The 23371-nt window shown below is 75.0% G+C and carries 18 protein-coding genes; 7 read left to right on the top strand and 11 right to left on the bottom strand.

Features of this window, described 5'->3' with window-relative positions:
* Positions 1 to 69: 69 nt before the first annotated feature.
* Positions 70 to 1968, top strand: a complete 1899-nt coding sequence (locus IEY94_RS23560) for a metallophosphoesterase family protein (RefSeq protein WP_229783811.1) — start codon at positions 70 to 72, stop codon at positions 1966 to 1968.
* A 70-nt stretch (positions 1969 to 2038) separates the two neighbouring features.
* Here the strand turns inward: IEY94_RS23560 and IEY94_RS13505 are convergent, their stop codons facing one another.
* From IEY94_RS13505 to tmk, 7 genes are all read right to left on the bottom strand, one after another.
* The gene (locus tag IEY94_RS13505) at positions 2039 to 2476 is read right to left on the bottom strand and encodes a hypothetical protein (RefSeq protein ID WP_189170490.1); all 438 of its coding nucleotides are present in this window, start codon (positions 2474 to 2476) and stop codon (positions 2039 to 2041) included.
* A 162-nt stretch (positions 2477 to 2638) separates the two neighbouring features.
* Positions 2639 to 3493, bottom strand: coding sequence for a PSP1 domain-containing protein (locus IEY94_RS13500; RefSeq protein ID WP_189170489.1), 855 nt, complete (start codon positions 3491 to 3493; stop codon positions 2639 to 2641).
* 32 nt (positions 3494 to 3525) lie between these two features.
* Positions 3526 to 4188: a hypothetical protein gene (locus IEY94_RS13495; RefSeq protein ID WP_189170488.1), complete on the bottom strand. Its 663-nt coding sequence runs from the start codon at positions 4186 to 4188 to the stop codon at positions 3526 to 3528.
* Positions 4188 to 4496, bottom strand: a complete 309-nt coding sequence (locus IEY94_RS13490) for a hypothetical protein (protein WP_189170487.1) — start codon at positions 4494 to 4496, stop codon at positions 4188 to 4190. The genes IEY94_RS13495 and IEY94_RS13490 overlap by 1 nt, the downstream gene beginning before the upstream one ends.
* Complete coding sequence (locus IEY94_RS13485; protein WP_229783808.1) at positions 4489 to 4866, bottom strand: YbaB/EbfC family nucleoid-associated protein; 378 nt, start codon at positions 4864 to 4866, stop codon at positions 4489 to 4491. Before IEY94_RS13485 ends, IEY94_RS13490 begins: the two co-directional genes overlap by 8 nt.
* Before the next feature lie 62 nt (positions 4867 to 4928).
* The gene (locus tag IEY94_RS23555; protein ID WP_268244839.1) at positions 4929 to 6125 is read right to left on the bottom strand and encodes a DNA polymerase III subunit delta'; all 1197 of its coding nucleotides are present in this window, start codon (positions 6123 to 6125) and stop codon (positions 4929 to 4931) included.
* Entirely contained in the window at positions 6122 to 8245 is a 2124-nt protein-coding gene (tmk, locus tag IEY94_RS23550) for a dTMP kinase (RefSeq protein WP_373291288.1), read from the bottom strand. Before tmk ends, IEY94_RS23555 begins: the two co-directional genes overlap by 4 nt.
* Positions 8246 to 8485: 240 nt before the next feature.
* On the opposite strand from tmk, the gene ileS reads away from it, so the two are divergent.
* The gene (gene ileS / locus IEY94_RS13475) at positions 8486 to 11605 is read left to right on the top strand and encodes an isoleucine--tRNA ligase (RefSeq protein WP_189170486.1); all 3120 of its coding nucleotides are present in this window, start codon (positions 8486 to 8488) and stop codon (positions 11603 to 11605) included.
* Positions 11606 to 11766: 161 nt separating this feature from the next.
* Entirely contained in the window at positions 11767 to 12075 is a 309-nt protein-coding gene (locus tag IEY94_RS13470; RefSeq protein ID WP_189170485.1) for a DUF3817 domain-containing protein, read from the top strand.
* Positions 12076 to 12214: 139 nt separating this feature from the next.
* Here the strand turns inward: IEY94_RS13470 and IEY94_RS13465 are convergent, their stop codons facing one another.
* The 4 genes from IEY94_RS13465 to IEY94_RS13450 all read right to left on the bottom strand — a co-directional run bounded on the left by IEY94_RS13465 (position 12215) and on the right by IEY94_RS13450 (position 19366).
* The gene (locus IEY94_RS13465) at positions 12215 to 12763 is read right to left on the bottom strand and encodes a TetR/AcrR family transcriptional regulator (protein WP_189170653.1); all 549 of its coding nucleotides are present in this window, start codon (positions 12761 to 12763) and stop codon (positions 12215 to 12217) included.
* A gap of 351 nt (positions 12764 to 13114) precedes the next feature.
* Positions 13115 to 15976, bottom strand: a complete 2862-nt coding sequence (topA, locus tag IEY94_RS13460) for a type I DNA topoisomerase (RefSeq protein ID WP_189170484.1) — start codon at positions 15974 to 15976, stop codon at positions 13115 to 13117.
* A 371-nt stretch (positions 15977 to 16347) separates the two neighbouring features.
* A complete protein-coding gene (locus IEY94_RS13455; protein ID WP_189170483.1) occupies positions 16348 to 16875 on the bottom strand; it encodes a hypothetical protein in 528 nt (175 codons plus the stop codon).
* A gap of 106 nt (positions 16876 to 16981) precedes the next feature.
* Positions 16982 to 19366 (bottom strand): sodium-translocating pyrophosphatase, encoded by a 2385-nt coding sequence (locus IEY94_RS13450; RefSeq protein WP_189170652.1) that lies wholly within the window; start codon positions 19364 to 19366, stop codon positions 16982 to 16984.
* A 604-nt stretch (positions 19367 to 19970) separates the two neighbouring features.
* Here IEY94_RS13450 and IEY94_RS13445 point away from each other — a divergent pair.
* The 4 genes from IEY94_RS13445 (at position 19971) to IEY94_RS13430 (ending at position 23333) form a co-directional block, all read left to right on the top strand.
* Complete coding sequence (locus IEY94_RS13445) at positions 19971 to 20345, top strand: hypothetical protein (RefSeq protein WP_229783807.1); 375 nt, start codon at positions 19971 to 19973, stop codon at positions 20343 to 20345.
* A 41-nt stretch (positions 20346 to 20386) separates the two neighbouring features.
* A complete protein-coding gene (locus IEY94_RS24000; RefSeq protein WP_189170482.1) occupies positions 20387 to 22342 on the top strand; it encodes a DUF4388 domain-containing protein in 1956 nt (651 codons plus the stop codon).
* 59 nt (positions 22343 to 22401) lie between these two features.
* Entirely contained in the window at positions 22402 to 22890 is a 489-nt protein-coding gene (locus IEY94_RS13435; RefSeq protein WP_189170481.1) for a roadblock/LC7 domain-containing protein, read from the top strand.
* 71 nt (positions 22891 to 22961) lie between these two features.
* Complete coding sequence (locus IEY94_RS13430; RefSeq protein WP_189170480.1) at positions 22962 to 23333, top strand: hypothetical protein; 372 nt, start codon at positions 22962 to 22964, stop codon at positions 23331 to 23333.
* Positions 23334 to 23371 lie beyond the last annotated feature (38 nt).

Here is a 23371-nt window from a genome sequence, read left to right as displayed (position 1 = left end):
CCGGTGCGCAGGGTGGCCCAACCGATCGCCCGCTCCCCCACCCGGCCGGCCCGCCGCTACGCTGCGACCATGACCGGCGACCGCTCCGCAGCCCCCGCCGACGACACGCCGACGACCCCGAAGCGCCCGACCGCGCTGCACCCCCGCGAGCTGGGTTTCACCCCCCGCGAGCCGGTCCCGTGGCTGGCCCCCCTGCTGCTGCTCAGCACCGGCCTGCGCACGCTGCTGGCGACCCTGTTCGGGGCGTACCTGGACAAGCGGGAGTTGCAGAGCGGCCTCCCCGCCGACCTGTACGTCGAGCCGGCCGGCACGTCCATCCGCCTCCCGGCCGCCACCGCCGACCCCGCCGCTACCGACCACGCGGTCCCCACGGACCCGGCCGCCCTCGGCCCGCCCAACCCGACCCGACCCGATCCGGGCGGCGGGAGCCCGATCGGCAGCGGCACGTGCGACGGGGGACCGGCCGGCGGCGGACCGCAGGACGAGGTGTGGCTCGACTACATCGCCGATATCGGGGACGGCTTCGACGCCACGTACAGCATGGCCCACCTGCTCGCCCGGCCGAGCCTCGCCGTCGACGGCCACGAGCTGCCCCGCGCCCGGGTGCTCGTGCTCGGCGGCGACCAGGTGTACCCGACGGCGTCGGCGGACGAGTACGAGGACCGGTTCCGCGGGCCCTACCGGGCCGCCCTGCCCACCGCCCCGGGGGTCGGGCCGCAGCCCAGCATGTACGCCGTGCCCGGCAATCATGACTGGTACGACGGGCTGACCGCGTTCCTGCGGGTGTTCGCCCGGCAGCCGGCCGGCAACATCGGCGGGTGGCGGACGCGGCAGTCGCGGTCGTACTTCGCCGTGGCGCTGCCGCACGACTGGTGGCTGTTCGGGATCGACGAGCAGTTCGGGGCGTACCTGGACGACCCGCAGCTCCGGTACTTCACCGACGCCGCCGCGCGGCTCGGGCCGAGCGCCCGGGTGATTCTCGCGGTGCCGGCGCCGGGCTGGGTGAAGACCGTGGACCAGCCCAAGGCGTACGAGACGGTCGACTATTTCATCCGGACCGTGCTGGAGCCGACCGGCGCGTGCGTACGGGTCGTGCTCGCCGGGGACCTGCACCACTATGCCCGCTACTCGGCGCCCGGCCGGGAGCTGATCACGTGCGGCGGCGGGGGCGCGTACCTGGCGGCCACGCATCAGTTGCCCGCGGCCGTGGACGTGCCGCCGCTGGACGCCACCGCGGCCAAGCACAGCGCGCCGCGGCGGTTCACGCTGGCGGCGCGGTACCCGTCGGCGGTGCGGTCGGCGGGGTACGCCGTCGGGGTGTTCGCCCGGCTGCCGTGGCGCAACCCGGGCTTCCTGACGATGCTGGGGATCGCGCACACGCTGCTCATGCTCAGCATCGCCGAACTGGTCGGGCACCGGCCGGACGGCAGTGAGCTGCGGCTGTTCAGCATCCCGCTGGGGATCATGCTGACGCTGTTCGTCTGGGGTGCGGTGCTGTTCGCGGCGCCGCCGGGCGACGACGGGGTGCGGCGGGTGGTGCACACCGTGCTCGGGGTCGGGCACGGGGTGGCGCACACGCTGGTCGGGCTGGGCGGGGCGCTGGTCTGGGTGGACCTGCCGTTCGTCGACTGGGTGTGGCCGCTGCCGGCGCTGGTGGCCGGCGCGCTGTACGGGCCGGTGTCGGGGCTGCTCGGCGGGCTGACGGTGGCCGGGTACCTGCTGGTGGCGGGCCGGTTCCGGGTGAACCTGAACGAGCTGTTCGCCGGCCAGGGCATCGAGGACGCGAAGTCGTTCCTGCGGCTGCACCTGGGCCGGGACGGGACGCTGACGATCTACCCGATCGCCGTGGACCGGGTCTGCCACCGGTGGCGCGCGGCGCCCGCGGGGCCGCCGGACGCGTCGTGGATCGAGCCGACGCAGCCGCTCGACGTCCGCCTGGCCGAGCCCCCGATCGTCATCCGCCCGTAGCCGGATACCGACGCCCGCGGCCGGGCACCGACAGCCGGGCGGCCCAGCGGAGGACGAAACCCCTCGCCGGCTAGCCGCGCCAGCGGAAGGGGATGCCGCCCGGCGACGGCCATCCCCGGCCCGGCCACCAGCCGCTGCGGTCCCGGTCGGTCCGCGCCGGGACGCTCCGGCCGGTACCCCCGCTGCGGGTACCGGGGCGGGCCACTGCCGCCCGCTGCCGCCGTGCCTCTCCCTCGCGCTGCTTGCGCGCCGTCGCGGCCCTGGCCGTCCGGGCGGCGGCCAGGCGGGCGGACGCCAGCCGGCAGGTGGTCCGGGTGTCGCCGGGCAGGCAGCGGTCGGCGCCGAGCGTGCCGGCGCCCGCGGCCGGGGTGGGGGCGGGCGCGGCGGCGGGGCCGGGCGCGGGTGCCGCGCGGAGCCGGTCGACGGCGACGCCGGCGAGGTGGGCGAGGGCGCCGCAGTACGCCAGGGCCGCGGCGGTCGCCGCGGTCAGCAGGACGGGTCTGGACACGCGCACGGTGGCTCCGGAACTCTCGTGCAGGCCGAGGGGTCTCCTGCCGGGCGCGGGTGGTACCGGGGTCAACGAGCCCCGCGGCCGGCCGGCAGTCGCCCGTCCGGCCGACCACGACCGGGCACACCGCCCGTCCACGGCCCGGCCGAGCACCCCCGCGGGTCAGGTGTCCGCGGCCGGCACCGCCTCGCCCCGGCTGTCGTACGCGCGCCGGGGGGCGCACACCGACGCGCGCGGGCAGGCGCAGCGCGAGCCGTCCGCGTCCAGCCGGACCGTGACGCTGTCCGCCGGTACGTGGTGCGCCACCACCCGCCCGTCCCCCTCCGGCGTGCCCACCCGGCTGCCCACCGGCGGGGTGGTCTCGGCGAACGCCCGGTACAGCGGGTGCTCGTACTTCAGGCAGCACATCAGCCGCCCGCACGCGCCGGAGATGCGCATCGGGTTGAGCGGCAGGTCCTGGTCCCGGGCCATCCGGACGGTGACCGGCTCGAAGTCGGTGAGGAACGTGGCGCAGCACAGGTCCCGCCCGCACGAGCCGATGCCGCCCTGGATCCGGGCGGAGTCGCGGGCGTTGAGCTGGCGCAGTTCGACCCGGCAGCGCAGGGTGGCGCCGAGGTCGCGGACCAGCGAGCGGAAGTCGACCCGGTGCGGGGCGGTGAAGTACAGCGTGACCCGCTCGGGCTCGGTCGCGGTGGGTTCGAGGCAGTCGACGGCGACCACGCGCATCGGCAGGTCGTGCGCGCGGATCAGCTTCTTCGCCGCCACCTTGGCCTCGGCCCGGCGCTTGCGCAGCCGGGCGTCGCGGTCCAGCTCGGACGGTCCGGCCGGGCCGACCAGCCGGGGGAAGCCGGACGTGTCGTCGCTGACCCACTGGGCCGCCCAGACGCACTCGGCGACCTCGGGACCCTCGTCGGTCGGGACGAGGACGGCGTCGCCGACCGCCGGGGCGAGGTCGCCGGGGTCGAAGTAGTACAGGCGCCCGTACCGGTGGAAGCTGACCGCGCAGAGCATGCCCATCCGACCAGCCTATGCAGACAGCGGCGAAGCGCCTACCCCCCGTGCCGGACCGTGACCGCCCCGCCCACCAGCCCGCCGGCGTCGATGGGGCGGAAGAACGGCGCGTACGCGACCCGCTCGCCCCAGGTGGCGCCGAGCCGCTGGGCGTCGTCGGTGGCCGCGGCGATCGCGCCCAGCACCTCGGCGCCGACGGCGGCGGCCGCGAGCGGCAGCTCGGGGTCGGCCCGGTCGGGCGCGCCGAGCAGGCGGACGGCCTCGGCGGAGGTGAGCACGCGGCCGAGGGCCCGGGCCAGCTCGGTCCGGGCGGTGACCATCCAGGTGGCCATGGCCTCGGCGTACCGGATGGTGTCGGCGAGCCGGCGGGCGCCGCCGTCGCCGTGCAGGCGGGCGCTGAGCGCGCCCGCGCGGTGGGCGTAGGACTGGGCGGCGGCGCCGGTCCACGGCGCCGGGGCGGCGGCGGCGCGGGCGGCCTGGTCGTACGCGTCGACCAGCGGCGCGAGCTGGCGCTGGGCCAGTACCAGTGGGCCGGGGCGCAGCGCGGCCACGGCGGCGACGGCGGCGCCCGGCAGCGCCGCCAGGTCGCGCAGCAGCGGGCGGACGGGGTGCTCGGCGGGCACGCCGTACTCGCGCAGCACGTCGTCGACGCGGCCCAGGAGGGGCCGCGCCGGGTCCAGCACGATGTCGAGCGCGTCCATCAGCGCTCCTCGTTCCCCCAGCCGGCGGCGACCGAAACGTCGGTGGCGGCGTACCCGGCCGCGGCGTCGACCACCGCGGCCCGCAGCGCGGTGAGTTCGTCGCGGGCCTCGTCCACCTCCCGGCGCCGTGCGTCCAGCGCGGAAATCCACTGGGCGTGCAGGGTGCGGCCGAGTTCGCCGGCGTGGCCGGCGGCGTCGGCGCCGAAGCTGGCGGCGTCGCTGACCGCCTCGTGCAGCAGGCCGGCGCTGGCGGCGAGCTTCTCGGCCGCGTCGTCGAGGGCACGGGCCACGGTTATCAGATCATCCACCTGGGGTCCCTTGGGGTCTCGCGGTTGGGGAAAGACTCTCGTACTCGGCGAAGAGATCGCGTTCGAGCTTGTGCCTGGCCCACTGCGCACCGTCGAGGGCGGACGTCACCGCCGCCTTGATCGAATGAGCCAGCTCTGCGGCCGGACGGGCGCACGCGCCGGCGGCCAGACGTACATCCACTATGGACCCCGCGGCGGTGACCCGCACCTCCACCAGTTCGTCCGGTGATCGCACGCTGACCTCGATCTCGTGCGACGCCCCGGCCAACCGCTCGCGCAGTCGGCCGATCCGACGGAAACGCGCCGCGGCCTCCTCCAGCCACGCCTCGTCCACGTACCCGTCGGGGTCTGATCCCAGGACACCGGTCACCCTCACGGCTCGCACGGTACGCCGATCATTGTGCCCTGCCGAGACAAGTGTCGGGTATCTGATCAACCCTGCCAGATATCGAGGGTCATCGCTTCCACGGCGATCCTGGGCTTGACGTTCGCCTCGATCGCGGTCCGGCAGGCGAGCACGGCGGTCAGCCGGCGCAGGGTGCTCTCCGGGGGCCAGGCGCCCGCGGCGTCGGCGACGGTGTCCGATACGTCCGCGTGTACGGCCGGCACCGGGGCGCCGAGCTGGCGGACGAGGACGTCCCGGTAGAAGCCGGCGAGGTCGACCAGCGCGCGGTCCAGCGCGTCCCGCTGGGCCCGGGTGGCCCGCGACTTCTGCCGCCGCTCCAACTCCTTGAGCTGGCCGGCGGCGCCGCGCCCGGCGCCCGCGGTACCCCGGCCGGTGCCGCCGGCGCCGAGCGCCGTGGCCAGCGCGGACCGCTCCCGCTCGTCGGACTCGGCGACGATGGCCGCGGCCTCCGCCTCGGCGGCGGCGATCAGCGCGCCCGCGGCGGTGAAGCAGGCGCCGACCGAGCCGAGCTGCCGCGGTACGGCCAGCACCGCGTCCCGGCGGGCGCGCGCCTGTTCGTCCCGGGCCAGCCGGCGGGCCCGGCCGACGTGGCCCTGGGCCGCCGCGGCGGCCCGGGCGGCGCGGTCGGGTTCGACACCGTCGCGCCGGGTGAGCAGCTCGGCGACGGCCGCCGTCGCCGGCTGGCGCAGCGGGACGAGGCGGCACCGGGACCGGATGGTCACCGAGATGTCGTCCGGGTGGGTGCTCGGCGCGCAGAGCAGGAACACCGTCCGCGGCGGCGGCTCCTCGACGGCCTTGAGCAGCGCGTTGCCGGCGGCCTCGGTGAGCCGGTCGGCGTCCTCGATCAGCACCACCTGCCAGCGCCCGTCCGACGGCGCGCTGGCGGCGCGCAGCACCAGCGCGCGCATCTCCTGCACGCCGATCGACAGGCCCTCGGGCGCGACCGTACGGACGTCGGCGTGCGTCCCGGCGAGCGTGGTGTGGCAGCCGGGGCACGCGCCGCAGCCGGCGCCGGTGCGGCACTGGAGCGCGGCGGCGAACGCCCGCGCGGCGACCGACCGGCCGCTGCCCGGCGGGCCGGTGAAGATCCAGGCGTGGGTCATCGCGCCGGGGTCGGCCGGCTCCCCGCGCAGCGCGGCCGCGGCCGCGGCGGCCGCCGCGGCGAGCATGCCGACGGCCTCGGGCTGGCCGACGACGTCGACGAAGACCGGCGGGGCGGTCACCGCGGCGCCCCGGCGAGCGCGAGCGCCGTACCGGCGGTGTCGACCAGGTCGGCGACCCGCTCGTGGATCGCCGCGGCGACCTCGGCCACCGGCATGGCGGCGTCGACCACGAGGTACCGGGCCCGGTCGGCCGCGGCCAGGTCCAGGAACGCCTCCCGGACCCGGCCGTGGAAGGCCAGCGACTCGCGCTCCAGCCGGTCCGGCGCGCCCCGGTCGGCGGCCCGGCGCAGGCCGACGGCCGGGTCGAGGTCGAGCAGGATGACCAGGTCGGGTTTCAGGCCGCCGGTGGCCCAGTCGGACACCCAGGCCACGTCGTCGGCGGACAGCGTGCGCCCGGCCCCCTGGTAGGCCAGGGAGGAGTCGATGTACCGGTCGCTGATCACTATCTCGCCCCGGTCCAGGGCGGGGCGGACGACGGTGGCGACGTGGTGCGCCCGGTCCGCGGCGTACAGCAGCGCCTCGGCCCGCGGGGTGACCGGCGCGTCGCTGCGCTCCAGCAGCAGCTCGCGGATCCGCCGGCCGACCGGCGTGGCGCCCGGCTCGCGGGTGACGGTGGTCCGGTGCCCGGCCTCGCGCAGCGCCTCGGCCAGCGCGCTGACCTGGGTGGACTTGCCGACGCCCTCGCCGCCCTCGAACACCACGAACAGGCCCGGCCCGGCGACCGGCTGGGCCGGCGAGAGCGGGCGGCCGCGGACCGACCACCACAGGTCGCGCAGCACCGGTACGCCCGGCTTGTCGTCCATCTGGCGGAACGCGCTGATCCCGGCGAAGATGCCGAGCAGCCCGGCGACGAACAGCAGGGCGCGGGTGGCGGAGACGGAGAACGTGGCGTCGCCGAGGTGGAACTCGTGCGAGCCGCCGATGCCGACGAACGCGCCGGACAGCCCGATCGCCAGGATCAGCACGACCCGGGTGGCGGTCTGGACGAACGCGAACACCCGCCCGCGCACGTCGTCGCCGACCTCGCCGCCGAGCAGCGTGGTGCCGGACAGGAAGGCCATGCCGGCGCCGGTGCCGACCAGCACCGCCCCGGCCAGCGCGACGGCCAGGTGCACCGACATCGCCAGGATGAACACCGACGCCCCGGCCAGCACGATGCTCATGCCGAACCAGCGCCGCCGGGACAGCGCGCGGACCAGCGCCGGACCGGCCCCGATGCCGGCGGCCAGGCCGACGAACAGCGCCCCGAACAGCATGTAGAACGCGGCGTCGCCGGCGCCGAGCGAGACGGCGAAGAACTTCGCCACGCCGATCACCGCGCCGCCGCAGGCGAACGCGCCGAGGATGCCCAGCACCAGGCCGCGGACCATCCGGGTGCGGCCGATGTACGTCCAGCCGTCGACGAACTGGCGCAGCATGCTGGTCCGGCCGTCGCCGGGCTCGGGGTACGTCCGGCCGCTGATCTCCCGGATGCCGAAGAAGACGACCAGGGCGAGGGCGAGCCGGGACACCGCGTTGAAGTACAGCGCGAGGTTGGCCGGCTCGGCCCAGTCCGGCGGCGTCTGCACCGCGCTGCGCAGCGCCCGGTCGAGCACCGACAGGCCGGCCGCGGCCAGCACCGGGGTGATGCCGTACGTGGTGATCAGCGTGAGCTGGTTGGAGACCTCCAGCCGGCTGCGCGGGATCAGGTTCGGTACCGCGGCCTCCTTGGCCGGCAGCCAGACCAGCGTGACGCTCTCGATCAGGAAGGTGGCGAACGCCGCCCAGCCGACGATCGAGGCGCCGTCGTCGAGCACCACCGCGCCGAGCGGGATCGAGGCGAACAGCACGAACCGCAGCAGGTCGCAGACGACCATCGTGTACCGGCGGTCCCACCGGTCGGCGAGCACGCCGGCGACCGGGCCGAGGACGAGCGCGGGCAGCAGCCGGACGGCGATCACCGAGCTGAACGCGAGCCCCTGCGCCACGCTGCCGCTGACCTGCGCGGACGCGAACGCGGCGGTGGCCAGCAGGCCCAGCCAGTCGCCGAGCGAGGCGACCCCGAGGACGAGCCAGAGCCGGCGGAACGGGCGGATGCGCAGCACGGAGCGCAGCGCGGCGATGCCGCCGAGGTCGACGGGGGCGGTCGCGGCCGGCCCCGCGCTGCTGTCGCCGGCCGGTCCGGCGCTCGTGGTGGTGATGGCGGCCCCCTCGGCTGCGCGCGCGGACCCGGCTGCCGGCGCGCGTGACGCCCTCACTGTAGCGGCGGCCGGCGATCGGCCGCATTCCGACATCTCGGGCGTACGGCCGCCCCGGGGCCGATCCCGGGCCCGCGCGGCGGCCGGCGGCGCGCCGGGCGGCGAATACTCGGCGGAGGGGCGCCGGGGTGCGGCGATACGATTCGACGGCGAATACCCGCCGTACCAGCGAGGAGCAACCCGGTGTCCGAGTCGCCGTTCTCCGCCCTGCCGCCGCGCGTCGACCTGCCGGCGGTGGACCACTCCATCCTGGGGTACTGGCGCGAGAAGGACATTTTCGGCCGGTCGCTCGCGCAGACCGCGGGCGGCCCGCACTGGGTGTTCTACGAGGGCCCGCCGACCGCCAACGGCCGCCCCGGCACCCACCACGTCGAGTCCCGGGTGTTCAAGGACGTGTTCCCCCGGTACAAGACGATGAAGGGGTACCACGTCCCGCGGATCGCCGGCTGGGACTGCCACGGCCTCCCGGTGGAGATCGCCGTGGAGAAGGAGCTGGGGATCTCCGGCAAGCAGGACATCGAGCGGGTCGGCGTGGCCGAGTTCAACGCCCGCTGCCGGGAGTCCGTCCAGCGGTACGTGGCCGAGTTCGAGGAGATGACCACCCGGTGCGGCTACTGGGTGGACCTGGAGCACCCGTACCGGACGATGGACCCGCAGTACGTCGAGAGCGTCTGGTGGGGCCTCAAGCAGATCTTCGACAAGGGCCTGCTGGTCGAGGACCACCGGGTCGCGCCGTACTGCCCGCGCTGCGGCACCGGGCTGTCCGACCACGAGGTCGCCCAGGGGTACGAGACGATCACCGACCCCTCGGTGTACGTGCGGCTGCCGGTCGTCGGGGAGCTGGCCGGGCACGCCGGCGCCGAGCTGCTGATCTGGACGACGACCCCGTGGACGCTGGTCTCCAACACCGCCGTCGCCGTGCACCCCGACGTCGCGTACGTGCTGGCCCGCACCGGCGACGGCCTGTTCGTCGTCGCCGAGCCGCTGGCCAAGGCCGTGCTCGGCGAGGACGCCGAGGTCGTCGCCAGCCTGCCCGGCCGGGAGCTGGAGCGGGTCCGGTACCGGCGCCCGTTCGACCTGGTCGACATCCCGGACGCGCACTACGTGATCCTCGCCGACTACGTCACCACCAGCGACGGCACCGGGCTGGTCCACCAGGCGCCGGCGTTCGGCGCCGACGACCTCGCGTCCTGCCGGGCGTACGGGCTGCCGGTGGTCAACCCGATCGGCCCGGACGGCCGGTTCGCCGCCGACGTGCCGACGGTCGGCGGGGTGTTCTTCAAGGACGCCGACGCCGGGCTGACCGACGCGCTGCGCGAGCGCGGGGCGCTGTTCCGGGCCACGATGTACGAGCACAGCTACCCGCACTGCTGGCGCTGCCACACGCCGCTGATGTACTACGCCCAGCTCTCCTGGTACATCCGCACCACGCACGTCCGGGACGCGCTGCTGCGGGAGAACGCCGCGACGAACTGGTACCCCGAGCACATCAAGGACGGCCGGTACGGCGACTGGCTGAAGAACAACGTCGACTGGGCGCTGTCCCGCAACCGGTACTGGGGCACCCCCCTGCCGCTGTGGCGCTGCGCCGACGGGCACCTCACCTGCGTGGAGTCGCGGGCGGAGCTGGGCCGGCTCACCCACGGCGACCTGTCCGACCTGGACCCGCACCGCCCGTACATCGACGACGTCAGCTTCGACTGCCCGCAGTGCGGCGCCCGCGCGCACCGGGTGCCCGAGGTCATCGACGCGTGGTTCGACTCGGGCGCGATGCCGTTCGCCCAGCTCGGCTACCCGCACGTGCCGGGCAGCCGGGAGAAGTTCGCCGAGGCGTACCCGGCGCAGTTCATCGCCGAGGCGATCGACCAGACCCGCGGCTGGTTCTACACGCTGATGGCGATCGGCACGCTGGTCTTCGAGAAGTCCTCGTACGACAACGTGCTCTGCCTCGGGCACATCATGGCCGAGGACGGCCGGAAGATGTCCAAGCACCTGGGCAACATCATCCTGCCGGTCCCGCTGATGGACCAGCACGGCGCCGACGCGCTGCGCTGGTTCATGCTCTGCGCCGGCTCGCCGTGGGGCGCCCGGCGGATCGGCGACGCGCCGCTGGAGGAGATCGTCCGGCGGACGCTGCTCACGTACTGGAACACGGTCTCGTTCTTCACCCTGTACGCCTCGGTCGCCGGCTGGCGCCCGGCCGACGAGCCGGCGGCGCTGCCGCTGACGCCGCTGGACCGCTGGCTGCGCGCCGAGCTGCACCATGTGGTGCGGGTCGTGGACGAGGCGATGGAGGGCTTCGACACCGCCGGGGCCGGGCGGGCGCTGGCGGACTTCGTCGACGACGTGTCCAACTGGTACGTCCGGCTGTCCCGGGCCCGGTTCTGGGCCGGCGAGCCGGCGGCGCTGGCCACGCTGTACGAGACGCTGGACGTGCTGACCCGGCTGCTGGCGCCGCTGATCCCGTTCCTGACCGAGCACGTGTGGCAGACCGCGATCCGCCCCGGCACGCCCGCGGCGGCGGAGTCGGTGCACCTGTCCACCTGGCCGGTCGCGGACGCCGCCGCCCTGCACCCCGAGCTGCGGGCCGAGATGGCCACCGTACGCGCGCTGGTCGACGCCGGCCGGGCCGCCCGCAAGGCGCACAGCCTGCGGGTCCGGCAGCCGCTCGGCCGGGCGCTGCTCGGCGTGCCGGCCGGGGCGATGCCGTCCGACGAGCTGCTGGCGTACGTGGCCGAGGAGCTGAACGTCCGCGAGCTGGCCCCGCTGCACGGCGCGGGCGAGGTCCTGGACATCACGGTGAAGCCGAACTTCCGGGCGCTGGGCAAGCGGTTCGGCGGCCGTACGCAGGTGGTGGCCAGGGCCGTCGCCGCGGCGGACCCGGCGGCGCTGGCCGCGGCGGTCGCGGACGGCGGCACGGCGACGGTGTCGGTCGAGGGCGAGGACGTACCGCTGACCGCCGACGACCTCCAGGTCACCCGGGCGCCGCGGACCGGCTGGGCGGTGACCACCCAGCGGGAGGTGACGATCGCGCTGGACACGGAGATCACGCCGGAGCTGCGCCGGGCCGGGCTGGCCCGGGAGGTGATCCGGACGGTGCAGGAGGCGCGCAAGCAGGCGGGGCTGGCGGTCACCGACCGGATCGCGCTGACCTGGGACTCCGCGGACGCGGAGCTGGCGGGGGCGGTCGAGGCGCACGCGGCGGAGATCGCGGAGGCGGTACTGGCGACGGGGATGAGCCGGGCGGCCGGCGGGGAGGCGGCGGCGGAGCTGCCCCTGACCTACACCCTCACCCGCGCCTGAGGCCCTCGCGCCCGGCGGGCGTCGGCTGGCCCGCCGGCGCCCCGGTCACGGGCGCGGCCGGGGCGGTGTGACGCAGTCGCGGGTGCGGCGGACCGCGCCGCCCCGCCGCCGGGCCGTTGGCTACCGTGGGGACCCTGAGCGGGCGGACACGGAGGTGCGGAGTGCAGGCACGACGGGTGTTCCGGTGGGCGGCGCTGGCCGAGGCGGTGTCCTGGGCCGGGCTGCTGGTCGGGATGTACCTCAAGTACGTCAGCGAGACGACCACCGCCGGGGTGTGGCTGTTCGGCCGGCTGCACGGCGGGCTGTTCGTGGCGTACCTGGTCGCGACGGTGTGGGCGGCCCGGGCCGAGCGGTGGTCGCTGTGGCGGACCGCGGTGGCCCTGCTGGCGTCGGTCCCGCCGCTGGCGACCGTCGCGTTCGAACGCTGGCTGACCCTCCGCCACCCCGCCCCGGAGCCCCGGCGCGCCTGACCGGCCGCAGCCCGGGGACGGGCGAGCGGGTGCCGGCACCCCGCCGCCGCGAAACGCCGCCGGCGGCGCCCGGTGGCGCGCGCCGACATGCGACGGCCGCACCCCGCGAGCGGTGGTGCGGCCGGATCCGCCGGTACGGCTACGGGGTGTGGCGCTGGAGGTAGTCGCGGATGAGCGTGCGCGCCTCGGTCAGCACCGCCGGGTCCCCCTCCGGGTCCCGCCGGAACGCCATCTTGATCAGCGCGTCCGCCGACTGGATGGCGATCTCCAGCGCGAACCGCAGCCGGTCGCCGTCCGGCAGCGGGAACTTGGCCGCCAGCGCGCCCGCGAGCTGGTCGGCGATCACCCCGTTGTTGTCCCGCTCGGCGTCGAGTAGGTGGACGTCGACCACGTCGCCGAAGTGCAGCGTGCGGAAGCCCGGCACGCTGCGGTGCATCGCCACGTACTCGTCGATGGCGGCGTCGACGCCGTCGCGCCAGTCGGCGAACTCCTCGGCGGCGAGCCGGGCGGCGAGCCGCTCCAGGTACGCCTCCATGCTGCGGACGGTCAGGGCCTGGACGATGGCCCGCTTGTCGGGGAAGAACTGGTACACCGATCCGATGGCGACGCTGGCCCGCTCGGCGAGCAGCGTGGTGGTGAGCGCCTCGTACCCCACCTCGTCGACCAGTTCGGCACACGCGTCGAGCATCCGCTTCACCCGGGCCACGCTGCGGCCCTGGACCGGAACCCGGCGCAACGGTCCGCTCACGACCGAAGTCGTCACGCGCCGCCACCCCCTCTCGTACAGCTCGACGCGCGCCCCCCGCGCGCCGAAGCGACATATCGCAGCTCCACCCTCCCTAACGATCGGGGTGCGGAGTTCGCTCGCAGAACGGGGCGAATCGATCTACTGACGCTCCGCACCCGGACGGGCGCCCGGAGCCGGTCGGCGGCGGGTGCGCGCAGCGGGGGTTCACGTATAGGCGAGCGTCATTGTTTCACAGAGATATCGACCGTAGCCGAAGTCCGCCCACTTTTCGAGAGGGTACGGCGACCGATGTCAATCGGTCTGGTGGGCGGCACCCGCCGTCGAAGGTGCGACCTTCGGCGGCGCGGCCTTCTTGGTGGCCTTCTTCGCGGCGGCCTTCTTCGTCGCGGTGGCCTTCGCGGCCGCCTTCTTCGGCGCCTTCGCCGTACCGTCGGCGGCCTTCTTCGCGGCCGTCTTCCGGGTCGCCTTCTTCGCCGGAGCGGCCTCGCCGTCGGCGGACGCCGCCTTCTTGGCGGCCTTCTTCCGCGGCTTGGCCGGGCCCTTGGCCCGCTTCTCCGCGAGCATCTCCGACGCCTGCGCCAGCGTCAGCTCCTCGGTCGTCTGCCCGCGCCGCAGCGAGGCGTTGTACTCGCCGTCGGTGACGTACGGGCCGAACCGCCCGTCCTTGATCACCAGCGGCTTCTCGGTGAGCGGGTCGTTGCCCATCTCGCGCAGCGGCGGCTTGGCCTCGCGGCGCTGCCGGGCCTTCGGGGCGGCCAGCAGGGTCAGCGCCTCGTCGAGCGTGACCGTGAAGATCCGCTCGTCGGTCTCCAGCGAGCGGTACTCCTCGCCCTTCTTCACGTACGGTCCGTAGCGGCCCGCGGCCGAGAAGACCTCGGCGCCGTCCGGGGCGTTGCCCAGCAGCCGGGGCAGCGCCAGGAGCTGCAACGCCTGCTCCAGCGTCAGCTCCTCCGGCGACTGGCCGCGCAGCAGCGAGGCGTTTTTGTCGCCGGTCGACACGTACGGCCCGAACCGGCCCGACTTCAGCATCACCGGCTCGTTGGTCTCCGGGTGCGCGCCCAGCTCCCGCTCGCCGTTGCCGCCGATGAACAGCTCGGCGACCTTGTCCGGGTGCAGCTCGTCCGGCGCCAGTCCCTCGGGCAGCGCGGCGCGCTCGCCCTCGGGCGCCTCGCCGTCGGCCGCGGGGGTCTCGGGGGTGCGCTGGAGGTACGGGCCGTAGCGGCCGACCCGGACGACGACCTTGCGGTGCTCCTCGTCGACGAACAGCGGGATCGAGTTCACCGAGCGGGCGTCGATCTCGGCCAGGTTCTCCGTGACCATCTTCTTCAGGCCGCCGGCGCGCGCCACCGAGCCGTCGGCGCCCAGCTCGGAGCCGAAGTAGAAGGCGGTGAGGAAGTCGATCGCGGCGGCGTTGCCGCCGGCGATGTCGTCCAGCTCGTTCTCCATCGCGGCGGTGAAGTCGTAGTCGACCAGCCGCGGGTAGTAACCCTCCAGCAGCCCGATCACCGCGAACGCCGTGAAGGACGGGATGAGGGCCTGGCCGCGCTTGACGACGTAGCCGCGGTCCTGGATCGTCCGCATGATCGACTCGTACGTCGACGGCCGGCCGATCCCCCGCTCCTCCAGCGCCTTGACCAGCGACGCCTCGGTGTACCGGGCCGGCGCGCTCGTGGTGTGCCCGACGGCGGCCAGCGCGTCCGCGGTCAGCGGCTGGTCCTTCGCCAGCGCCGGCAGGCGCCGCTCGGCGTCCTCGGCCTCGGCGTTCTCGTCGTCGGAGGACTCGACGTACGCGCGCAGGAAGCCCGGCTCGGTGATCGTCTTGCCGGTCGCGCCGAAGTCGGCCTCCTCGCCGGAGGCCGTGGTCGCCCGGACCCGGACCGACACCGACGAGCCGACCGCGTCGATCATCTGCGAAGCGATCGTCCGGCGCCAGATCAGCTCGTACAGCCGCAGCTCCTCCGGCGACAGCTCGCCGGCCACGTTGCCCGGCGTGCGGAACGAGTCGCCCGCGGGGCGGATCGCCTCGTGCGCCTCCTGCGCGTTCTTCGCCTTCGACTGGTACCGGCGCGGCTCGGTCGGCACGCACCGGTCGCCGTACAGCTCGCCGATCTGCCGGCGGGCCGCGGCCAGGGCCGTCTCGGAGAGGTTTACCGAGTCGGTACGCATATAGGTGATGTAGCCGTTCTCGTACAGCCGCTGCGCCGTGCGCATCGTCTGCTGCGCCGAGAAGCGCAGCTTGCGCGACGCCTCCTGCTGGAGCGTCGAGGTGATGAACGGGGCGTACGGCCGGCGCCGGTACGGCTTCTCCTCCACCCGGGTGACCGCGAACGGCCGGCCGTCGAGCCGGGCGGCGAGCCCGCGCGCGCCGTCGCCGTCGAGGTGGACGGCGCCCGCGCTGCCCTTGAGCCGCCCGGTCGTCGCCTCGAAGTCCTTGCCGGTGGCGATCCGGTCGCCGTCGAGCGCGACCAGCGTCGCGCTGAACGTGCGCGGCCCCTCGCCGGGGTCGGCCACGGCCAGCGTGGCGGTGATGTCCCAGTACTCGGCGGCGCGGAACGCCATCCGCTGCCGCTCCCGCTCGACCACGATCCGGGTGGCCACGGACTGCACCCGGCCCGCCGAGAGCTTCGGCATGACCTTCTTCCACAGGACCGGGCTGACCTCGTACCCGTACAGCCGGTCCAGGATCCGCCGGGCCTCCTGCGCGTCGACCAGGCTGCGGTCGATCTCCCGCGGGTTGGCGACGGCGGCCTGGATGGCCGGCTTGGTGATCTCGTGGAAGACCATCCGGCGGACCGGGACCTTGGGCTTGAGCGTCTCCACCAGGTGCCAGGCGATCGCCTCGCCCTCGCGGTCCTCATCGGTGGCGAGCAGGATCTCGTCGGCCTCGGCGGCCAGGCTCTTCAGCTTGCTGATGTGCTGCTTGCGGTCGGTGGAGACGACGTACAGCGCGGCGAAGCCGTTGTCCACGTCCACGCCGAGCCGGGCCCAGGGCTCGCTCTTGTACTTCGCTGGCACGTCGGCGGCGTTGCGTGGGAGGTCGCGGATGTGCCCCAGGCTGGCCTCGACCACGTATCCGGGGCCGAGGTAGCTGGAGATCGTCTTTGCCTTCGCCGGTGACTCGACGATCACCAGGCGGGTGCTGCTACTCGGCACGACACTCCCTGACCTCAACCGTTGACGCCGCCATGGGCGCCCGTACGGGCGGCGACGGAAACCCACGGTAGCGCGCGCCGCCACCCGGCAGCCGCCGAGGCGGCGCGAGGCGCGCCGCCGGACCGGCCGGCCCGTGGCCGCAGTACCCGTGGACCGGGTGATCCCGTGGACGGGGTCACCCCGTGGATCGCGCTACCCCGTGATCCGCCCTGCCCCTGACCACGGACGGTACACGGTCACCCGGCCCAGTGACAGCAACGCCGCCGCTGGTCCGGCCGGCTTCCCGGGCGGGCGGGGCGGGCGGCGGCACCGGACGTCCCTCGATGGGTCGACCCCGCCGGGAAAGATCGGATGTTCCGCGGGCGGCCGGGTCAGCGGCACTGCGGGGCGGTGTCGAACGCCCGCTTCAGCTCCGGGGACTCCACCCGGGCGGTCAGCATGGCGCCGGCGTCGTACTCGCGACGCAGCGTGGCCACGGCCGTGGCCACGCCCTCGTAGAACGGGTCGGGGGCGGCGGTGCTCAGGCCCTCGACGGTCTGCCGGGCGTGGTCGTACGCGTCCCGCATCCGGCTCAGCGTGCGCTCGAACCGCAGCGCGACCGCCCGGCCCTCGGCGACGTCCGGGACCCCGGCCCGCTTGACCGCCGCCCGGGCCCGCTCGCTGGCGGCGCTGGCGTCGGCGAACATGCGCAGCAGGTTCTCCCTGGCCTGGGTGGGGGTGGTGGCCGCCTTCATCTGCTCCTGCGCCCGCTGGGTGAACGCGCCGATCTCGGTCCGCCACGGGGCGAGCGCCCCGCACACCGACGCCGCCCAGGCGGTCGCGGAGGGGTCGCCGGCGCAGCCGGTGAGCAGTACGGGGGTGGCGAGCAGCGCCGCGGCGAGGCGGCGGGGGGAACGCATGCACCGAGCGTACGGGTCGGGCCGGCCGCCGCCGTTCGCGGAGGTCATCCGATGTGGACGCGCAGCGACCCCGGACCGGCCGGGCCCGGGGTCGCTGCGGCGCGGGTCAGACCTGCGCCGGCGCCTTCCGCTGGCCCGGCGTCTCCGAGCCGGGGGTGCCGCCGCCGTCGGCCGGGTCGTCGCCCATGGCGATGCCCTTGCGCTTGCTGAACGCGACCGCGGCGACCACGATCAGCGTCGCGGCGACGGCGATCGAGATCCGGACCGCGGTGTTCTCCTCGGCGCCGACGCTGTACGCGACGACGGCCGGGGCGATCAGCAGCGAGACCAGGTTCATCACCTTGAGCAGCGGGTTGATGGCCGGGCCGGCGGTGTCCTTGAACGGGTCGCCGACCGTGTCGCCGATGACCGTCGCGGCGTGCGACTCGGAGCCCTTGCCGCCGTACGCGCCGTCCTCGACCAGCTTCTTGGCGTTGTCCCAGGCGCCACCGGAGTTGGCCAGGAAGACCGCCATCAGCGTGCCGGTGCCGATGGCGCCGGCCAGGTACGACGCCAGCGCGCCCGCGCCGAGGCCGAAGCCGACGGCGATCGGCGCCAGGATGGCCAGCAGGCCCGGGGTCAGCAGCTCGCGCTGGGCGTCCCGGGTGCAGATGTCGACCACGCGGCCGTACTCGGGCCGCTGGGTGCGGTCCATGATGCCCGGGAACTCGCGGAACTGCCGCCGGACCTCCATGACCACCGCGCCCGCGGAGCGGGAGACGGCGTTGATGGCCAGGCCGGAGAACAGGAACACCACCGCCGCGCCGACCAGCAGGCCGACCAGGTTGCGCGGGTTGGAGACGTTGAGCAGGTTCAGCACCTCGGTGCCGACGTCCTGCACGCCCGCCTCGGTGAGCGAGCTGACCAGCGTCTTGGTGTACGAGCCGAACAGCGCCGTCGCCGCCAGCACCGCGGTGGCGATCGCGATGCCCTTGGTGATCGCCTTGGTGGTGTTGCCGACCGCGTCCAGCTCGGTGAGCGTGCGGGCGCCCTGCTCGTCGATGTCGCCGGACATCTCGGCGATGCCCTGCGCGTTGTCCGAGATCGGGCCGAACGTGTCCATCGCCACGATGACGCCGACCGTGGTCAGCAGGCCGATGCCGGCCAGCGCGACCGCGAACAGCGACAGCGTGATCGAGCCGCCGCCGAGCAGGAACGCGCCGAACACGCCGGCGCCGATCAGCAGCGCCGAGTACACGGCCGACTCCAGGCCGACGCTGATGCCGGCGAGGATGACGGTCGCCGGGCCGGTCAGCGAGCTGCGGCCGATGTCCTGGACGGGGCGCTTGTCGGTCTCGGTGAAGTACCCGGTCAGCGCCTGGATCGCCGCGGCGATGACGATGCCGATGACGACCGCGCTGATCGCGACGGCGCGCGGGCCGAGCGGCAGGTCGCCGTCGACGTCCAGCTTCTCCCGCCACTCGACGCCGAGCAGGCCCTCCCAGGTCGGCTTCAGGTACGCGACGGCGACGACGGCCACCGCGACCGCGCTGATCAGCGCGGACAGGTAGAACGCGCGGTTGATCGCGGTCAGGCCGCTACGGTCGGACTTGCGCAGCCGGGTGAGGAACACGCCGATGATCGCGATGACCGCGCCGATCGCGCTGACGATCAGCGGGAACACCAGGCCGGACTCGCCGAACGCCGCGCGGCCGAGGATCAGGCTGGCGACCAGGGTGACGGCGTACGACTCGAACAGGTCGGCGGCCATGCCGGCGCAGTCGCCCACGTTGTCGCCGACGTTGTCGGCGATGGTGGCGGGGTTGCGGGCGTCGTCCTCGGGGATGCCCTTCTCGACCTTGCCGACCAGGTCGGCGCCGACGTCGGCGGCCTTGGTGAAGATGCCGCCGCCGACCCGCATGAACATCGCCAGCAGCGCGGCGCCGAAGCCGAAGCCCTCCAGCACGGTCGGGGCGTCGCCCCGGTACAGCAGCACGACGACCGAGGCGCCCAGCAGGCCCAGGCCGACGGTGAGGAAGCCGACCACGCCGCCGGTCCGGAACGCGATCTTCATCGCGCCCTCGCGGCCGCCGGTCGCGGCCCGCGCCGCGGCGGCGACGCGCAGGTTCGCCCGGGTGGCCAGGGCCATGCCCGCGCCGCCGATGAACGCGCTGAACAGCGCGCCGATGACGAAGAAGCCGGACCGGCCGAGCTTCACGCCCAGCTCGCTGCCCTCGACGTCGTGCACCGGCAGCAGGAACAGCAGGACGACGGCCAGCACCACGAAGATGCCGAGCGTCTTGAACTGGCGGAACAGGTAGGCGCTCGCGCCCTCCTGGACCGCGCCCGCGATCTCCTGCATGGAGTCGGTGCCGCGGTCGGCCGCCAGCACCGCCCGGGTGAGGGCGGCGGCGAAGGCCAGCGCCACGAGGGAGATGACCACCGCGACCACGATGTATGTGACGTTGCCGCCGGTGAGGGATGTAGTGCCGCCGTCAGCGGCCATGACCATGCCGGACAATCGAGTCCTCCTGTAGAACGCGCACCGCGCCGGTGATCGCACCGACATCGAGCGTTCACATCCGGCGCCCGTTGCGGTGGACACGCCGGCCGTGGATGCGGCGGAATCGCGTTCCGGGGGAAGCGCCCGATGTGGTGGGGCGTCGATGCCGCCATTGCCCCGGCTCGTCGGGTGACCCAGCTCACGATCACCGTACGGCCGTCGCGGATGCGTGGATATGACCCGCGTACCTTAACCGGGCTAATGCCCGAAATAAGAGAATTAGCACTCTGTGTCGGGGTGACGCGTATGGCGCTATATCAGTATGTTACGGACCGGTGTGCGGCCTTCATGATCATCGTACCCATTCGGGTGCGAACAGGATTTCGCGCCCCCGCCCGCGCGGGTACCGCGCGCATTCGGTACGCGGTCACCCACCCCCGCGGACGGTGACCCTCCGGGGTCGGACAAACAGTCCGACGCGGTTGCCAAAAGTCACCGAAAGATAGCCACCTGTGAGGGCGCCGACGGAGGGCCGGGGCGGATCCGGACACCCCGCCGGGCGCGCCGCGGACGGGACCGCTGCGCGAACCGCCCCGCCGGCTGAGGAGTACACGTGTCCGTTGAGGCGTACCTGAACCACGCCATGACGATCCCCGGCGCGCGGGGCGCCAGCATCGTCGACTACGGCGCCGGCACCTGCCTGGGCACGACCGGCGCCGCCCCGGACGACCACGCCGCCGCCGCGGCCGGCGCCAGCGAGGTGATGGCCGCGGTGACCAGGACGGCGCCGTTCACCTCCGCGACCCGCGAGGACGCCATGGAGGACCTGATCATCACCAGCCGGTCGGGGTACCACCTGCTCCGCCGCCTGAGTACCGGCTTCGACGCGCGGCTCGTGCTGTACCTCTGGCTCGACCGCGACCGCGGCAACCTCGCCGTCGCCCGCCGCCGCCTGCGCGAACTCGGCGCCCACCCGGCCAGGGCCTGAACCGCCATGGCCATCGGACCAGCCCGCGCCGAGGAGGGTCGGTGAAGCTCACGAGTCCCGCCGAACCGCACCGGGTTCTGGCGGACCTCGCCGCCGCGCGCGCGACCGGCGCCCTGCACATCGGCAGCGACCCGCCGGGCCTGCTGCAACTGGTCGACGGCCGGGTCACCCACGCGGCGTCGCCGCTGGCCCCCGGCGTCGGCGACCTGCTCACCATCGGCGGGCGGCTGCCGGTCGAGGTGTGGCAGTCGGCCGTGGACGCCGGCATCGGCGAGCACCGGGTCGGCGGCGTCCTGCTCGAACAGGGGCACCTCACCCGCGGCGAGCTGGAACTCTGCGTACTCAGCGTGATCTACGACGCCGCCTACTTCGTCCTGGTGCCGCACGCGGTACCGGTCCGGTTCGAACCCGACCGGCCGCACTGGCTGGGTCCGGTCGCGGCCGTACCGGCGGCCAAGCTCAGCGCCGAGGTGGACCGCCGCCGCCGGCTGCTCGACGAGATCCTCGACCGCCCCGCGGTCGACGCGGCGCCGGTCGTCCCGGTACCGCGGATCCGCCGGGACCGGGTCCGGCTCACCTCCCTGCAATGGGAGCTGATCGTCCACTCGGACGGCCAGCGCAGCGCCACCGACCTGGCCCGGCACCTCGGCCGGGCGGCGTACGCCTGCCTCCAGGAGGTCCGCCGCCTGGTCGCCGACGGCCTGCTGCAACCGCCCGTCCTCCCGCCGCCCGGCCCGGCCGCGCCGGCGGGCGGCGGGGACCCGCGGGGCTCGGCGCTGGATCCGCGCGCCCCGGCGGCCGTACCGCGGCAGTGGGGGGCGCCGGGCGAGCGCGGGGCGGCGCGGGTGGCGCTGCGCGGGGAGGCCCGCGGGGCGATCGACGCGCTGACCGGGGTGGGGCCCGGCGCGCGCGGGGAGTCACCGCGGGCGCTGGTGGGGACGGCGCTGGACGCGGTGGCGGTGACGTCGCGCGGGGCGCCGGCCTCGGCGCCGGCGGGGTCGCTGCTGGAGACGATCCGGTCCACGGGCGGGCGGGCGGGGGGCGTCGCGCCCTCCGGGGCCGGGGCTGGGGCTGCCGGGTCGAGTGGTGGCGCTGGTGCGGGTGCTGGTGGATCGGGTGTTGGCGAGTTTGGCGGTGCTGCGGGGTCCGGTGTGGGTGGCGCCGGTGCGACGGCGCTGGCCGGCGTGGTGCCGCTCGTGCCGGGGCGGACGCGGTCGCGGGACGGCGAGGGCGCAGTGGGCCGGGGGCGCGGTGCCGCGGGCACAGCCAGCGGCACCGCCGCGGCGGGCCCTGGCGGAGCCGGGGTTGGCGGCGCGGTCAGGTCGAGCGCCGGCCCGGGTGGCGAGCCCAGTGGCGACCCGGGTGACGGGAGCGCGGTGGGCGGCGCCGGGTCGGTGGTCGCCGGTGCGGGCGATGGGTCCGCGGACGACCCGCGGGTCCGGGATTCGGCGGCGGGCGGTGTGGTCGGGCGCCTGATCCGGGGTGCCGTCGGTTCGCGCGGCGCGTTGCTCGGCGGCGGCGGAGCCGCCGGCGGTTCCGCGCCGGGTGCGGTTGCCGGCGGCACTGCGGGCGGCTCGGCCGCCGGTGCCACGAGCGGCTCCGCTGCCGGCGTAGCGGGCGGATCGGCTTTCGCCGGTGGATCCCCGGCCGGAGCCATGGGCGGTGCCGGCGTGGGCGACGGGGGCTCGGGCACGTCTGGCGGCACGGGCACGGGCGACGATGCGTCCGGCGGCGCCGGCGGCGCGGCCGGCGGTGGGGGCGGTCGCGGTACCGGCGCGGGCCCCCTAGCCGAACCCGCCGCGCCCGGACGCGGCAGCCGGGCCGGGGCCGCCGTGGCGAGCGAACCGCGCGCCCCCGACACCAACCCCGGCCGCGGCTTCCGACTCCCCCGCCGCAAGCCGAGCCAGCGACCGCGCCAGGCCGAGGCCGAGCTGGCTCCCGCGGCGGACGAGGCGCTGCTGCTGCGCCTCCGCAGTGCACTGAGGGGGATGGCATGACGCGCGCGCCGCCGGAACCCACCGCCATCGGAGAAAACCTGACCAGAAGGAGGCCGGACGTGACAGTGGACCCCGCCGTGTTGACGGAGCTGTCCCGGCTGCGCAGTCGCCTGCCCGAGCTGTCCGGCAGCGTGCTCGCCACGACCGACGGGATGGTCGTCGCGCACGACGCGCACGACCTGGAGCCGGAGACGCTGGCGGCGATGTCGGCCGCCCACCTCGGGCTGGCCCGCCGGTTCGCCGTGGCCGTCGAGCACGGCGACCTCCGGGAGACCGTGGTGACCTGCGCCGGCGGCTACATCACGACGTACGCCGCCGGGGTCGATGCCCTGCTCACCGTCGTGACCACCCGCCAGGCCAACCTCGCCAGGGTGAACCTGGAGGCCCGCCGGTCGCTGGAGCGCCTGGCCGGCAAGCTCCCCACGGCCGTCACGCCCTCACCCCCGCGGCAGACGCGCCGGTCGGAGAAGGACGGCTCCGGCGGGCTCACCCGACGCAAGCCGATGGCATCGCTACCCCGCAAGGCCCGGCAGCAGGACGCCGGCTGACAGACGCGGTCGCCCCGCAACAGCACCACGGCGACCCGGAACGATCCCTCTCAAGACACGGAGTTGAACGCATGGCCGACATGGACACCGGTATCAAGGAAATGATGCAGATCGACGGCGCCGTCGGCGTTGCGCTGGTCGACCACACCAGCGGCATGGCGCTGGCCACCGCCGGCGGCGGCAAGGAGCTCGACCTGACCGTCGCCTCCGCCGGCAACACGGACGTCATCCGCGCGAAGATGCGCACCATCGAGATGCTGAACCTCGGCGAGGGGATCGAGGACATCCTCATCACCCTCGACACCCAGTACCACCTCATCCGGCCGCTGACCGGCCGGTCGGGGAAGGGCCTGTTCCTGTACCTCGCGCTGCGCAAGGACCGCGCGAACCTCGCGCTGGCCCGCCACCAGCTCCGGCGCATCGAGGCGACGCTGGAGGTCTGACCCTCCCGCCGCGGCGGCCCCACCCCGCCGTACCGCGC

Origin of the sequence: Pilimelia anulata (assembly GCF_014647895.1) — a bacterium.
Taxonomy (GTDB): Bacteria; Actinomycetota; Actinomycetes; order Mycobacteriales; family Micromonosporaceae; genus Pilimelia; species Pilimelia anulata.
This window is presented reverse-complemented; position numbering and strand designations above follow the sequence as displayed.